Source organism: Paracidovorax konjaci (assembly GCF_900112675.1).
Classification (GTDB): Bacteria; Pseudomonadota; Gammaproteobacteria; order Burkholderiales; family Burkholderiaceae_C; genus Paracidovorax; species Paracidovorax konjaci.
The window spans coordinates 90,424-103,991 of record NZ_FOMQ01000010.1 but is presented as its reverse complement, the minus strand read 5'-3'; the positions used below and the strand labels follow the sequence as shown (position 1 = coordinate 103,991).

The window sequence follows — 13,568 nt, the reverse complement described above, 5'->3', positions numbered from 1 at the left end:
GGTCATGCGGGGCTCCCTTGCGCGCCCAGCACACCCCGGTCGCGCAGAGCCGCCATGAGCTGGGCCCGCACCGCTTCGCGCGGCTGGTCGGCATCGAGTCGCGCGAAGCGGCCAGGGTCGGCGGCCTCGCGGTCCGCGTACCCCCCGGCCACCCGGCGGAAGAATTCGGCGGGCTGGGCCTCGAAGCGGTCCGGCGCCCGGGCGCCGGCGAGGCGCGCCGCCGCCACGTCGGCCGCCAGGTCAAACCACAGCGTGAGGTCTGGATTCAGGATCGAATCACCTTCATGCCGCAGTCCCGACTGGGTTATCTGCTCCAAATTTGATAGCACCGTGCGATCGAAGCCCCGCCCAGCGCCCTGGTACGCGAAGGTGGCATCGGTGAACCGGTCGCACAACACCGCTTCGCCCCGTTCGAGCGCCGGGACGATCACGGTGCGCAGGTGGTCGCGCCGGCCCGCGAAGACGATCAGCGATTCGGTGAGGGCGTCCATGGCCTCGTTCAGCAGCAGCGTCCGCAGGTTTTCGGCCAGCGGCGTGCCGCCCGGCTCGCGGGTGACCGTGACGGTGCGGCCCTCGCTGCGCAGCGCCTCGGCCACGGCTTCGATGTGCGAGGACTTGCCCGCACCGTCGATGCCTTCGAATGTGATGAACCAACCCCGTCGCTGCATGGAAGAAAGACCTCTGGTAATGCGTGCCGCGTGCCTGCCGTGCCGAACCCGGGGCGGCCCTGCGCCCCGCCCCGGTGCTACGGCTGGAGCCCCTGCCCCCGCTGGAAGCGGTTCACGGCGCGGTTGTGCTCGTCGAGCGTGGGACTGAACTGGCTCGTGCCGTCGCCCCGCGCCACGAAGTACAGCGCCTGCGTGCGCTCGGGCTGCACGGCCGCGATGAGCGAGGCCTTGCCGGGCATGGAGATGGGCGTGGGCGGCAGGCCCGCCCGGGTGTAGGTGTTCCAGGGCGTATCCGCCAGCAGGTCGCGCCGGCGCAGGTTGCCGTCGAACTTCTCGCCCATGCCGTAGATGACGGTGGGATCGGTCTGGAGCAGCATGCCGGTGCGCAGCCGGTTGCTGAACACACCGGCGATCTGGCCGCGGTCGGAGGCACGGCCGGTTTCCTTCTCCACGATGCTCGCGAGGATGAGCGCCTCGTCCGCGGTCTTGAGCGGCGTGTCGGCCGCACGCTGCGCCCAGGCCGCCTCCAGGCGCCGGTCCATCGCATGCAGCGCGCGGCGCAGCACGGCCAGATCGCTCGTGCCCTTGGCGTAGGTGTACGTGTCGGGAAAGAAGCGGCCCTCCGGGTGCACGCCCGGGCGTTCGAGCCGCACCATGATGGCGTCGTCGGCCAACCCCTGGGTGTCGTGCCGCAGCTGCTCTTCGCGGCCGAGGGCCTGCCGGAACTGGCGGAAGGTCCAGCCTTCCACCAGGGTGATGGCGCGCAGCGCCTCTTCGCCGCGCACCAGTTTCTGCAGCAGGCCGAAGGGCGTCGTACCCGGGGGGATTTCGTAGTTGCCGGCCTTGATGAGGCGGTCCTTGCCCGAGATGCGGAACCACGCATACAGCAGGCGCGGATCGGTGTCCACGCCCGCGGCCACGGCGGCCGCGGCGACACCGCGCGGGGTGGTGCCGGGCTCGATCTCGAGTTCCAGCGCCGGCGGTGCGCCCGCACCCGAGCCTGCGGCCGCGCGCAGCGGCAAAGGCTGGTTCAGCCACCAGTAGCCGGCGCCGGCCGCCGCGAAGGCCACCAGCACGATGAATAGGAATAGACGGCGCACGACCCGAGAAGCAGAAGGGAAAGAGCCGGGCATGATAATTCACGGCATGACGTCCCCCCTGAATGGCCTGGCCCCCCTCAACGGGCTCGGCGTGATCCGCGTGCAAGGCGAAGACGCGGCGCAGTTCCTCCACGGCCAGCTCACCCAGGATTTCCTGCTGCTGCCGCCCGGGCAGGCCCGGCTGGCGGCCTTCCTCTCGGCCAAGGGCCGCATGCAGGCCAGTTTCATCGGCTGGCGCCAGGGCGATGCCGAGGTGCTGCTGGTCTGCAGCCGCGATCTGCTCGCCCCCGTGCTCAAGCGGCTTTCGATGTTCGTGCTGCGCGCCAAGGCAAGGCTCAGCGACGCCACGGCCGACTTCGCGCTCTGGGGCCTGGCGGGCGACGCCGTGCAGGGCGGCGCGCAGGCCCCCTGGAGCCGCGCCGACACGCCCCAAGGCACGCTGATCCATCTCTACCCCGCGGCCGGCCAGCCGCGGGCGCTGCTGGTGCAGCCCGCCGGGCAGCCCGCTCCCGCCGGCACGCCCCTGGCGCCCGGCCTCTGGGAGTGGGGTGAAGTGCAGAGCGGCGTGCCCACCCTCACGGCGCCCCTGGTCGAGCTGTTCGTGCCGCAGATGCTCAACTACGAATCCGTGGGCGGCGTGAATTTCAAGAAGGGCTGTTATCCGGGCCAGGAGGTGGTGGCGCGCAGCCAGTTCCGCGGCACGCTCAAGCGCCGCACCTACGTGGCCCATGCGCCCGAACCCGTGGACGTGGGCGCCGAGGTGTTCGCGGCCAGCGACGCCGAGCAGCCCTGCGGCACGGTGGTGCAGACAGCCCCCGCGCCCGGCGGCGGCTTCGACGCGCTGGTGTCGCTGCAGGTGGCCTCCACGGGAGAGGCGCTGCGCGCGGGCGGCCCGGAAGGCGTGCCACTCGCCCTGGGTGATCTGCCTTACGCGCTGCTCGAAGACATCTGAACGTGGCCGAGCCGCCGCGAACTGGTGATCGAGCGGTCGCCCTGCGCCAGACGCGTTGAAACCACCACGGCTTTTCCGGTCAGAGGGCCGCGGAGCAGGCCAGGCCAGCGGACGCCGTGGAACGGGCTCTGCCCGGCCACCGGCGTCGTCCCCCTTCCCGCGCGCCAGCGCGAGAGAAGGGGGAAGCGGCGTCAGCCGCTCAAGGGGATGCTCATATTCACGTGCGGAAGCCCGGCTTCCTCGTAGCGCTCGCCATCCACCTCGAAGCCCGCGCGGCGGTAGAAGTTCTCGGCGGTGCACTGGGCATGCAGCGTGACCCGCCGGTCGCCGCGCGCCCGCGCCGCATCCACGAGCGCATCGAGCACGGCCCGGCCCCAGCGCTGGCCGCGCACCGTGCGGTCCACGGCCATGCGGCCGATGCGGGCCTCGCCAGGCGCGGGCTGCAGCAGCCGGCCGGTCGCCACCGGCAGGCCGATGCGGTTGTAGGCGACGGCGTGCAGGGCCTCCGCGTCCAGCGCATCGGCCTCCAGTGCCGGGTCGATGCCCTGCTCCTGCACGAACACGGCCATGCGCAGCCGCAGCGCATCCGCGCCCAGCGTGGCCCAGTCGCCCACGCGCATCTCCACCACCCCGTGCCCGGCCTCGTGGGCCTCGATGAGCGCGCGCAGCGCGCCCGGCACCGGGCGCGAGGTCTGGCTGGCCGGGTCGGCGAACACGTAGACCAGCTCGCCCGACACCAGCAGGCGCTCGCCCGCGAAGATGCCGGCCTGGAACTGCATCGAACTGGTGCCGATGCGCGCGCAGCGCAGGCCCACGTCCAGCACGTCGTCCAGCCGCGCCGAGCCGTGGTATTCGAGCGTCGCCTTCTTCACGTACAGCTCGCCGCCCAGCGCCTGCATGCCCGCTTCGTAGGGCATGGCCAGGGCCCGCCAATAGGCCGACATGGCGGTGTCGATGTACATCAGGTAGTGGCCATTGAAGACGATCTTCTGCATGTCCACCTCGGCCCAGCGCACGCGCAGGCGTTCGGTGCAGCGGAAATCAGCGCGGCGCATCATGGGGTTTCCTCCGTGTCGGGATCGGGCAGTCCGAAGGCCGCACGCAGCGCGGCGGCGGCATGGGCATGGGCCGTGCGCGCCTCGGGAATGGCGCGGCCCATCTTGATGAATTCGTGCGTCACGCCGCGGTAGATCTCCAGGTCCACCGCAACGCCCGCGGCGCGCAGCCTGTCGGCGTAGGCGATGCCCTCGTCCACGAGCGGATCGCATTCCGCCAGGCCGACCCAGGCGGGCGCCACGCCGTCCACGTCGGGCGCGTTGAGCGGCGCGAAGCGCCAGTCGTCACGTTCGCCGCGGTCGATGTAGTGGCTGAAGAACCAGGTGATGGCCGGCTCCTCCAGCACGAATCCGCGGGCGTAGGCCGCATGCGACGGCGTGTCCTGGTGGGCCGTGCAGCCCGGGTAGAACAGCAGCTGCAGCGCGATCGGCAGGCCCGCATCGCGCGCCTGCAGGGCGGCCACCGCGGCCAGCGTGCCCCCGGCGCTGTCGCCGCCCACCGCCAGCCGGGCGGGGTCGAGTCCCAGGGACGCGCCCTCCGCGGCCAGCCAGGCCAGCGCGTCCCAGGTGTCGTGCACGGCGGTCGGAAAGCGGTGCTCGGGCGCGAGCCGGTAATCGAGCGAGACCACCGCGCAGCCCGCACGCCGGGCGATTTCGCGGCAGAGCGTGTCGTGGGTGGCGATGCTGCCCACCGTGAAGCCGCCGCCGTGCAGGTAGAGCAGCGCCGGCAGCGGCTCTCCGCCCTGGCGGGGGGCGTAGAGGCGCGCGGGCAAGGCATGGCCGTCCCGCGCGGGCAGGCGCAGTTCGTCCACGCGGGCCAGCGCGGGCTTGGGGATTTCGAGCACGCCGGCACCCAGTTCGTAGGCGGCTCGGGCCTCGGCGACGGGCACGGTTTCCATGGGCGGGCGGCGCGCGCGGTGCATGCGGTCGATCACGCTGCGCATCTGCGGCGTGAGGCGGTGCGCGGCGGCGGCGTTGGCCTGCAAGGCGGAGGAAGAATGAGAGGGAGCGGTCACGGAACGGAAACGGAAGAACGGGTCGGCAGGAAACGGGCAGGAACGGAAGGCGGAAGACCGGGACGGCGGCACCGCGGAGAACGCGAGATTACCGGCGCAGCCGAGGCCGCCGCCGATCATCCCTGAAACCGGCGGCCGGCGCAGCCCCGCACGTACCACGCCCCGCACGGCAGGGCCTGCGCTCCGCCGCGGAGGCTGCACTATTTGAACTGGACACGCACGGGCGCTGCCCCAGGCAGGCCGGCGAAGGTGGCCGTCACGGCCAGCCCGGGCTTGGGCGGCAGCAGCGCGGAGAACGAGCCGAGGCTCACGAGGTCGCCCGGCTGCAGCGTGATGTCTTCCTTCTGCAGCGCCCCGGCCAGCCAGACCACGGCCTGCAGCGGGTGACCCAGGATGTCGCTGCCGCGCCCGCCGCCCAGGCGCATGCCGGCGTCATCGGTGAGCGTGACCGCCATCGAGGCCAGCGCGTCCAGCAGCGCGTAGCGCTCGGCACGCAAGGCCGGCACGGCGATGGGCGTGCCGGCCACGCCCAGGCGCGCGCCCACATTGATCGCCGCCACGCCCGCGCCGTCGAGCTGCGGTGGGGCCTGCACGAGCAGATCGGGCAGTTCGATGAACGGGATCACCTGGTCGATGGCGTCCAGCACCTCCAGCGGCGTGCGCGCATGGTTGATGGCCGCACTCTTCACACGCACGAGCATGTCGGCTTCATAGAGCGGGCGCGCGCCGAAGGCCGCGTCCACCGCGCTGCCGGAGGGCAGAACCATGCCCGCGTAGAGCTTGCCCCAGACCGGCTGGTCGGTGCGGAACCGCTGCTGCACGGCCGGGTTCGTGAGCCCGGCCTTGTAGCCCACGGGCTTGCCGAGCCGCTGCGCGAGCAGGGCATTGAATTTGGCGCGCGTGCAGGCGGCGTCGGCCGCATCCATCGGCGGCGGATTGGCGGCCGGCGTGCGCGCGGCATAGTTCGCCGCAAGGTCGGCCACCTGCGCGTCGTCCAGGCAGGCGGCCTGCGCGCCTGTCGCACAAGCGACGGCCACCAGGGCCGCTGTGAGGGTTTGCTGCAGGACCATGGAAAGCTCCGGGGTAATAGATTGGTGGATGGAACCGGCGCTGCTGCCACCGGCAGAATGGCGCCGCCGCCATCAGACCACCAACGCGCCCGGCGCGCATTCTGGCAATCACCACCATGGCCCTCATCCACTACATCACCCAGATCCAGATCGAATTCGGCGCGGTGCGGCTGCTCGCGCAGGAGTGCGAGCGCGCGGGAATCTCCCGCCCCCTCGTCGTGACCGACCCCGGCGTCAAGGCGGCCGGCGTGCTGCAGCGTGCGCTGGATGCGCTCTCCGGCCTGCCCGTGGCCGTGTTCGACCAGACGCCGGCCAACCCCACCGAGGCGGCCGTGCGCGCGGCCGTGGAGGTCTACCGCGCCCATGGCTGCGACGGGCTCGTGGCCGTGGGCGGCGGATCGGCCATCGACTGCGCCAAGGGCATCGCCATCGCGGCCACGCACGAGGGCCCGCTCACGCACTACGCCACCATCGAGGGCGGCTCGCCGCGCATCACGGAGCGCGTCGCGCCGCTCATCGCCGTGCCCACGACGGCCGGCACCGGCAGCGAGGTGGCGCGCGGGGCGATCATCATCGTGGACGACCACCGCAAGCTCGGCTTCCACTCGTGGCACTTGGTGCCCAAGGCGGCCATCTGCGACCCTGAACTGACGCTGGGCCTGCCGCCCCACCTCACCGCCGCCACGGGCATGGACGCGATCGCGCACTGCATGGAGACCTTCATGTCCTCGGCCTTCAATCCGCCGGCGGACGGTATCGCGCTCGACGGGCTGGCGCGCGGCTGGGCCCACATCGAGCGGGCCACGCGCGACGGCCAGGACCGCGAGGCGCGCCTGCAGATGATGAGCGCGAGCATGCAGGGCGCCATGGCCTTCCAGAAAGGGCTGGGCTGCGTGCATTCGCTGAGCCACAGCCTGGGCGGCGTCAACCCGCGACTGCACCACGGCACGCTCAACGCAGTCTTCCTGCCCGCGGTGGTGCGCTTCAACGCCCAGGACGCCGCAGTTCGCCGCGACCGCCGGCTGGAGCGCATGGCGCATGCGATGGGCCTGGGCTCGGCGGCCGACGTGCCCGACGCCATCCTTGATATGAGCGCCAGGCTGGGCCTGCCCACGGGGCTGGCCGCGATGGGCGTCACGCCCGATGCGTGGGACGGCGTGATCCGCGGCGCCATGGCCGACCACTGCCACAAGACCAACCCGCGCGAAGCCAGCGTGGACGACTACCGGGCGATGCTGGCGGAATCGATGTAGGAACATGTTCAAAGTCTCGCCTGCCTGACGTGAGAAGCTCGAGTGGTGAGAAAAGGCTGCCCGTTCGACTGGCTGCGCTTGTGCAACAAAGCCCTTGCGCGCCAAACGGCGAGGCGCCAGCGGCCGAGAAGATGTACTCGTCGGCACAAGTCCTGAGTTGTAGGATTAGCGAATGCCATTGATCATGCTCCTACTTGGATTGATTTTTATGTCGCTGTGCTTGCCCACCGCAGCCCAAATCTCGTCCGGCAGCATTCGGGATGCAAGCGAATATCAAGGGGTGACGTCTGACGCACAACTCAATAAGCTCAAGGCGATCCTGAAGCAGCCGGAATCCAGCATGGATTTAGCTCGCGTGAAGCTGTCCATCGATCACATGATCGATCCAAAGATCGATGAGCAAGAGGTCTTGGCTCGCCTTGATGCCATGGCTAATGAAGTCCGAAGGCTTTACCCTGCGAATTCCAGCAAGCAGATTGCGGTCGAAACGCTACGCGCCTACCTGCATGGGCCAGATCCGAAGCATCCACGCCCGTTCCAGTACGACTTGGACGACCCGTTGGGTACAAAGGTCTCTAATAAACTGTTGGCGACCTACTTGCGAACCAAGAAGGGCAACTGCGTGTCAATGCCGATTCTGTTTGTCATCTTGGGGCAGAAACTCGGAATCGATGTCACTCTTGCGCGCTCGCCCGAACACATTTTTGTGAAGTACCGGGATGAGCAAGGCCGACTGTTTAATCTGGAGACGACATCCGGGGGCTTCCCGCGCATGGACGCAAGCTATCAGCGTGACACGCCCATGACGCCCCAAGCGTTGACCAACGGCGTCTATAAGCGACCGTTGAGCAAGCGGGAATCGGCCGCTGCCATGGCAGAAACGCTACGACAGCATTTTTTCGAGCAAGGGCAGGTGCCTCGCGGGCTCGCTGTTGCTTCCGTGATGCTTGAACATTCTCCGAATGACGCACCGACGATGGCCAGCAAAGGCTACGGCTATTGGCTGCTGGAGCAAAAGAACTTCCATACTCAGTACCCGAATCCCAACGCCATGCCGCGAGAGCTTCGGCCATACTTACTCGATATGCAAGAAAAGCAGGCGCTCTGGCGAAGCAAGGCAGAGGCACTTGGGTGGCGCGAGCCAGACCGCTTGCAGGGAGATCGCTATAGGCAGATTGTCAACAAGGCTCGTAGCCCGTCATGACGACAAAGGGGGATAGCAAATGATGAACGCTCAAAGAATCCTAGGTCTTACTGCGGTAGTACTGGCGCTCTGTGGTAGTGGGAATGCGACAGCTCGCTATTTGCAAGCTGATCCGATTGGCCTTGATGGCGGGTGGAACCGATTCGGTTATGTTGACGGCAACCCCATGAACTACATAGATCCCACAGGTCTCGACCTGGTGGTCATCACCGGCGGGCGCCGCGAAACTACGAACCCCTTTGGTCACACGGCGATTGGCGTGACGGGAGCGGGGATTTATAGCTATGGCAACAACACTCCGCTCGGGGGCTCCCCGTTGGGCTATCTACAGTCGCAAAGTCAATTCAGAAATCAGCAAGTGACGATCATCCCTCGTTCACCCGAGCAGGATCAAGCGGCACTTGAAAACTTGTCACAGAACGGTTGCAGAAACTGTGTTGGTACTTTTGACAACTGTGCCGTGAGAACAGATTCTGCGCTTCGCGCGAGTGGGATAAGGACAAACATGTCGCCATTCCCTGGTGGGGTAGCGCGTGACGCCGCACGTGCCCCAGGTGCCGTTGACTACCGTATTCCCAGGGGTGGCCCGATTCCCCCTGAGGTCGTGGATGCACTTAGACCGTTCAACCCGCCGAACGTGCCATGAAAACTCGATCACAGCGCATCTACTGGTGGACTGTCGTTGGTTGGCTCATCGTCGTTTGCATCCATGCGGCTTGGTCGATTTTGCAGCACCGCACTCAGGTGCCGACAGACGAAACCTACGCGCAGTTGCTTTCTTTTCAGATTGCAAGCTTCGCTCTAACTACCTTCCCATTTTGGCTTTGCGCTCTACTTGCAACTCTTGTCTTTGAGATTGCCGTACTCGGGCGCAAGGCCCAATGACTCAAGCGCCGGCTATGGACTGAAGCTGATGTTCTGCATCCGGAATGCAGGCATCCAGTTCAATAATCCGTTCAAGGCCATCACATCTTAGAACGTGTTCACGATCTTTGTCTGGCCGCTGACAATGACGTGGTGCGAAGCAAGAAACATCCAAGCGACACGAGCCGCGAGCAATTCGAGATCATCAAGCCGATGCTGGAGAGTGCGCGCAAGAAGACCAAGCCGCGCACCGTTGACTTGTACGAGGTGTGGTGCGCAGTGCTGTATCTGCTGCGCACGGGCTGCCAATGGAGGGCACTGCCCAGCGACTTTCCCAACTGGCGCACCGTGCATTCGTACTTCGCCACGTGGAGCTTGCCCGATGAGCAGGGCGTCAGCCTGCTGGAGCAGGCTTTAAAAAATCAGGTTGGCGCGGCCCGTGGGAGACTGGGGCGCAACGCCTCAAGCGCGTTCTTGATCATCGACGCGCAGAGTGTGAGAGCACTGAACCGGCGGCCTTGAAGGGCTATGACGCAGGCAAGAAGGTCTCGGGCATCAAGCGCCACATCGCGGTGGATACGCAGGGTCTGCCGCACGCGGTGGCGGTGACGACGGCCGAGGTGACGGATCGCAAGGGAGCACTGCTGGCGCTCACGCGCTGCAAACCCACACTGAGCCGGGTGCAAAGCCTGCTCGCCGATAGCGGCGATGTTGGCCAGCCCTTCGCGCAAGGTGTGCAGGAAATCCTGGGTGGGCATGTGACAGTGCAGATCGCCAAGCGCAGCGAACTGCACACGTTCAAAGTTATGCCCAAGCGCTGGATTGTCGAGCGCAGCTTTGCTTGGCTGGAGAAGAACAGGCGGTTGTGGAAGAACTGCGAGCGGCTGCTCAATACCAGCCTGCAGTTCGTCCATCTGGCCTCCTCGCTCTGCTGCTCAGGAGATCGTGAACACGTTCTGAGATCTTCAGCCGCCGGAGCGATGCGGACACGCGGACAGGAAATCCGAATCGGATTGGCCACATGTCGCCGTATTCATTGAATAGTTTGCTATTTTTTTCGAAGCACCAACCTTGCCACCGGACCGGTGCGGGGGTCGTCGGCGATGCCGCCGTCCAGGCAGGCGCCCCGCGCATCACACCATGTAGGCGCTCGCGTCCGCGTGCGCCGTCCAGTCGATGGAGTCCTGCTGCAGCACCATGTCGATGTCCAGGCCCAGCGGCAGCCCGACTTCCGCGGGGAACGACACGGCCAGTTCCTTGTCGCCCCATCCGGCCTCGCGCGCCCAGGCCCGCCAGGCGGCGAGGTGCAGGACGCCCGCCAGGGGCTCGTAGACGCTGTTGTCGAACGGCGCGTGCTGGTACTGCAGCGCATCGACCACCACCTGCGGCAATTGCCAGCGCCGCGCCATGGCCGCGCTCACCTCGCCGAAACCGTAGCCGAGCAGGCGCTGCTCCAGCGCCGCGCGGCGCGGGTCAAACAGGCCCACCAGCGAGTCGATCGACACCAGCCGCTCGGGGTGGCCCAGGTGGATCAGCAACTCGCCCAGGCCGTGCAGCAGGCCGGCCGTGTAGGCCGCCAGCGGGTTGTGCCGCACGATGCCCGCCAGCGAGCGCGCCATCTTGGCCGTGTGCAGGCTGTAACGCCAGAACTGCTGCAGGTTCACGCCCGGCACCGAGCGCGAGGTGGTGCCCAGCGCCGCCGAACCGACCAGCGTCTGCAGTTGCGGCACGCCCACCAGCGCCAGGGCCTCGGGCACGCCGCAGATCGCGCGCGCGGCTTGGAAGGCGGGGGTGTTGGCCAGTTCCAGCAGGCGCGCCGCCAGGGCGGGGTCGGTGCAGAAGATCTGCGTGAGGCGGCGCAGGCTGGGCTCGACGTGCGCGAGTTCGGCCATCAGCAGCGCCACCGCGCGCGGATGGCTCGGCAGCGCCACGGGGATTTCCAGCAGGGCGTTGAGTTCCATGGCGTGGGGCGGGCGGGGACCGGCCCATTATCCATGCCCGCAACGCCTTTTACCGTTTGTGACCTTGGAGCTTCGCGAAGGCCGACGCCATGGCCGACGGTGCCGCCGGCTCCGGTGCGCGGCGCTGCGGCTGGGCATAGCCCCGGCCCGCGCCTTCGAAGCGGTTGTCGCGCGCGCCGCGGCCGTCCGCATCGCGGCGGGCCGGCGCGGCGTCGAGCTTCATCGTGAGGCTGATGCGCTTGCGCGGGGCGTCCACCTCCAGCACCTTCACCTTGACGATGTCGCCCGTCTTCACGACCTCGCGCGCATCCTGCACGAACTTGTGGCTGAGCTGGCTCACGTGCACGAGGCCGTCCTGGTGCACGCCCAGGTCCACGAACGCGCCGAACTGCGCGACATTGCTCACCGTGCCCTCGAGCACCATGCCTTCCTTCAGATCGGCGATGTCCTCCACGCCATCGTTGAAGCGCGCCACCTTGAAGTCCGGGCGCGGATCGCGGCCGGGCTTCTCCAGCTCGGCCAGGATGTCCCGCACGGTGATGACGCCGACCTTCTCGTTGGCGAACAGCTCGGGCTTGAGCTGCTTGAGCATGTCGGCGCGGCCCATCACCTCGTTCACGGGCTTGGCGGCGTGCGCCAGGATGCGCTCGACGACCGGATAGGTCTCGGGGTGCACACCCGTCATGTCGAGCGGGTTGTCGCCACCGCGGATGCGCAGGAAGCCGGCGGACTGCTCGAAGGTCTTCGCACCCAGGCCCGCCACCTCCATGAGTTGGCGGCGGCTGCGGAAGGCGCCGTTGGCCTCGCGCCAGCGCACCACGGCCTTGGCCACGCTGCCCGAGAGGCCCGACACGCGCGAGAGCAGCGGCGCGCTCGCGGTGTTGAGGTCCACGCCCACGGAGTTCACGCAATCCTCGACCACCGCATCCAGCGTGCGCGCCAGCTCGCTCTGGTTCACGTCGTGCTGGTACTGGCCCACGCCGATGCTCTTGGGGTCGATCTTCACCAGCTCGGCCAGCGGGTCCTGCAGGCGCCGCGCGATGCTGGCCGCGCCGCGCAGGCTCACGTCCACGTCGGGCATCTCCTGGCTCGCGTATTCGCTCGCCGAATAGACCGACGCGCCCGCCTCGCTCACCACGACCTTCTCGAACGCAAGGTCGGCCTTCGCCACCAGCTTGAGCAGATCGGCCGCCAGCTTGTCGGTCTCGCGGCTCGCGGTGCCGTTGCCGATGGCCACGAGCTGCACGCCGTGCTTCTGCACGAGGCGCGCGAGCGTGTGCAGCGAGCCGTCCCAGTCGCGGCGCGGCTCGTGCGGGTAGACCGTGGCGGTCTCCACCAGCTTGCCGGTGGCATCGACCACGGCCACCTTCACGCCGGTGCGGATGCCGGGGTCCAGCCCCATCACCGCGCGCGGGCCGGCGGGCGCGGCCAGCAGCAGGTCGCGCAGGTTGTCGGCGAACACCTTGATGGCCACCTTCTCGGCGTCCTCGCGCAGGCGCGAGAACAGGTCGCGCTCGGTGGAGAGGCTGAGCTTCACGCGCCACGTCCAGGCCACGCACTTGCGGATCAGGTCGTCGGCCGCGCGGGCCGCATGGCTCCAGCCCAGGTGCAGCGCAATGCGGCCCTCGGCGATGCTGGGCTTGCCCGGCTCGGGCTCCACGGGCAGCACGAGCTTGGCTTCGAGGATCTCCAGCGCGCGGCCGCGGAACACCGCCAGCGCGCGGTGCGAGGGCACGCGGCCGATGGGTTCGTCGTATTCGAAATAGTCGCGGAACTTGGCGACCTCGGGGTCGGCCTCGTTCTTCGCATCCACCTTCTTGCTGCGCAGCAGGCCCTCGGTCCAGAGCCATTCGCGCATGGACTGCACGAGGGCCGCGTCCTCGGCCCAGCGCTCGGAGAGGATGTCGCGCACCCCGTCGAGCACCGCGAAGACGGTGGAGAAATCGGCGCCGGGCTTGCCGTCGTCCAGCACCTCGGGCGGCCGCAGGAAGGCCTGTGCCTCGGCGGCCGGGTCGAGCGTCGGATCGGCGAAAAGGCGGTCGGCCAGCGGCTCGATGCCGAACTCGCGGGCGATCTGGCCCTTGGTGCGGCGCTTCTGCTTGAACGGCAGGTAGATGTCCTCCAGCTCCTGCTTGGTGGGCGCGGCGGCGATCGCGGCACGCAGCGCGTCGGTGAGCTTGCCCTGCTCGTCGATCGCCTTCAGCACCGCGCCGCGGCGGTCGTCCAGCTCGCGCAGGTACGCCAGGCGCGCGTCCAGTTCGCGCAGCTGCACATCGTCCAGCCCGCCCGTGACTTCCTTGCGGTAGCGCGCGATGAACGGCACCGTCGCCCCACCGTCGAGCAGCTCCACCGCCGCGCGGACCTGCTTTTCCTCCACCCTGATTTCCGTGGCAAGTTGCCGGATGATCTGCTGCATATCCCTTGC

The 13,568-nt window shown here is 68.2% G+C and carries 12 protein-coding genes and 1 pseudogene; 6 read left to right on the top strand and 7 right to left on the bottom strand.

What is annotated here, in order from left to right; genetic code table 11:
- Positions 1–2: 2 nt before the first annotated feature.
- On the bottom strand, positions 3–668 hold the full coding sequence (gene tmk, locus BM144_RS15440; protein WP_092953955.1) for a dTMP kinase: 666 nt from the start codon (positions 666–668) through the stop codon (positions 3–5).
- Positions 669–745: 77 nt separating this feature from the next.
- Positions 746–1,768, bottom strand: coding sequence for an endolytic transglycosylase MltG (mltG, locus tag BM144_RS15435; protein WP_092953952.1), 1,023 nt, complete (start codon positions 1,766–1,768; stop codon positions 746–748).
- A 46-nt stretch (positions 1,769–1,814) separates the two neighbouring features.
- Between mltG and ygfZ the strand changes: the two genes are divergently transcribed.
- Complete coding sequence (gene ygfZ / locus BM144_RS15430) at positions 1,815–2,720, top strand: CAF17-like 4Fe-4S cluster assembly/insertion protein YgfZ (protein WP_092953949.1); 906 nt, start codon at positions 1,815–1,817, stop codon at positions 2,718–2,720.
- A 191-nt stretch (positions 2,721–2,911) separates the two neighbouring features.
- Here ygfZ and BM144_RS15425 read toward each other — a convergent pair whose 3' ends face one another.
- From BM144_RS15425 to BM144_RS15415, 3 genes are all read right to left on the bottom strand, one after another.
- Positions 2,912–3,775: a YbgC/FadM family acyl-CoA thioesterase gene (locus BM144_RS15425; protein WP_092954181.1), complete on the bottom strand. Its 864-nt coding sequence runs from the start codon at positions 3,773–3,775 to the stop codon at positions 2,912–2,914.
- A complete protein-coding gene (locus BM144_RS15420) occupies positions 3,775–4,719 on the bottom strand; it encodes an alpha/beta hydrolase (RefSeq protein WP_092954178.1) in 945 nt (314 codons plus the stop codon). Before BM144_RS15420 ends, BM144_RS15425 begins: the two co-directional genes overlap by 1 nt.
- 272 nt (positions 4,720–4,991) lie before the next feature.
- Entirely contained in the window at positions 4,992–5,861 is an 870-nt protein-coding gene (locus BM144_RS15415; protein ID WP_092953946.1) for a 2-keto-4-pentenoate hydratase, read from the bottom strand.
- 116 nt (positions 5,862–5,977) lie between these two features.
- On the opposite strand from BM144_RS15415, the gene gbd reads away from it, so the two are divergent.
- The 5 genes and pseudogenes from gbd to BM144_RS15395 all read left to right on the top strand — a co-directional run bounded on the left by gbd (position 5,978) and on the right by BM144_RS15395 (position 10,131).
- Positions 5,978–7,114, top strand: coding sequence for a 4-hydroxybutyrate dehydrogenase (gene gbd / locus BM144_RS15410; RefSeq protein ID WP_092953943.1), 1,137 nt, complete (start codon positions 5,978–5,980; stop codon positions 7,112–7,114).
- Positions 7,115–7,286: 172 nt separating this feature from the next.
- Positions 7,287–8,318, top strand: coding sequence for a transglutaminase family protein (locus tag BM144_RS15405; protein ID WP_092953939.1), 1,032 nt, complete (start codon positions 7,287–7,289; stop codon positions 8,316–8,318).
- Between the two features lie 19 nt (positions 8,319–8,337).
- The gene (locus BM144_RS23615; RefSeq protein ID WP_092953936.1) at positions 8,338–8,964 is read left to right on the top strand and encodes an RHS repeat-associated core domain-containing protein; all 627 of its coding nucleotides are present in this window, start codon (positions 8,338–8,340) and stop codon (positions 8,962–8,964) included.
- Positions 8,961–9,203: a hypothetical protein gene (locus BM144_RS22835; RefSeq protein WP_139225738.1), complete on the top strand. Its 243-nt coding sequence runs from the start codon at positions 8,961–8,963 to the stop codon at positions 9,201–9,203. The genes BM144_RS23615 and BM144_RS22835 overlap by 4 nt, the downstream gene beginning before the upstream one ends.
- Before the next feature lie 192 nt (positions 9,204–9,395).
- Positions 9,396–10,131, top strand: a pseudogene (locus tag BM144_RS15395) (IS5 family transposase).
- Between the two features lie 184 nt (positions 10,132–10,315).
- Here BM144_RS15395 and BM144_RS15390 read toward each other — a convergent pair.
- Both BM144_RS15390 and BM144_RS15385 read right to left on the bottom strand, forming a co-directional pair.
- Positions 10,316–11,143, bottom strand: a complete 828-nt coding sequence (locus tag BM144_RS15390) for an HDOD domain-containing protein (RefSeq protein ID WP_092953933.1) — start codon at positions 11,141–11,143, stop codon at positions 10,316–10,318.
- 49 nt (positions 11,144–11,192) lie between these two features.
- Positions 11,193–13,559: a Tex family protein gene (locus BM144_RS15385; RefSeq protein WP_092953930.1), complete on the bottom strand. Its 2,367-nt coding sequence runs from the start codon at positions 13,557–13,559 to the stop codon at positions 11,193–11,195.
- Between the last annotated feature and the right edge of the window lie 9 nt (positions 13,560–13,568).

Coding starts and splice junctions, on each gene's coding strand:
- BM144_RS22835 (WP_139225738.1), top strand. CDS start 8,961: ATGAAAACTCGATCACAGCGCATCTACTGGTGGACTGTCGTTGGTTGG.
- BM144_RS15390 (WP_092953933.1), bottom strand. CDS start 11,143: ATGGAACTCAACGCCCTGCTGGAAATCCCCGTGGCGCTGCCGAGCCAT.
- BM144_RS15425 (WP_092954181.1), bottom strand. CDS start 3,775: ATGCGCCGCGCTGATTTCCGCTGCACCGAACGCCTGCGCGTGCGCTGG.
- ygfZ (WP_092953949.1), top strand. CDS start 1,815: ATGACGTCCCCCCTGAATGGCCTGGCCCCCCTCAACGGGCTCGGCGTG.
- BM144_RS15415 (WP_092953946.1), bottom strand. CDS start 5,861: ATGGTCCTGCAGCAAACCCTCACAGCGGCCCTGGTGGCCGTCGCTTGT.
- BM144_RS15420 (WP_092954178.1), bottom strand. CDS start 4,719: ATGCGCAGCGTGATCGACCGCATGCACCGCGCGCGCCGCCCGCCCATG.
- BM144_RS23615 (WP_092953936.1), top strand. CDS start 8,338: ATGATGAACGCTCAAAGAATCCTAGGTCTTACTGCGGTAGTACTGGCG.
- BM144_RS15385 (WP_092953930.1), bottom strand. CDS start 13,559: ATGCAGCAGATCATCCGGCAACTTGCCACGGAAATCAGGGTGGAGGAA.
- BM144_RS15405 (WP_092953939.1), top strand. CDS start 7,287: ATGCCATTGATCATGCTCCTACTTGGATTGATTTTTATGTCGCTGTGC.
- gbd (WP_092953943.1), top strand. CDS start 5,978: ATGGCCCTCATCCACTACATCACCCAGATCCAGATCGAATTCGGCGCG.
- tmk (WP_092953955.1), bottom strand. CDS start 668: ATGCAGCGACGGGGTTGGTTCATCACATTCGAAGGCATCGACGGTGCG.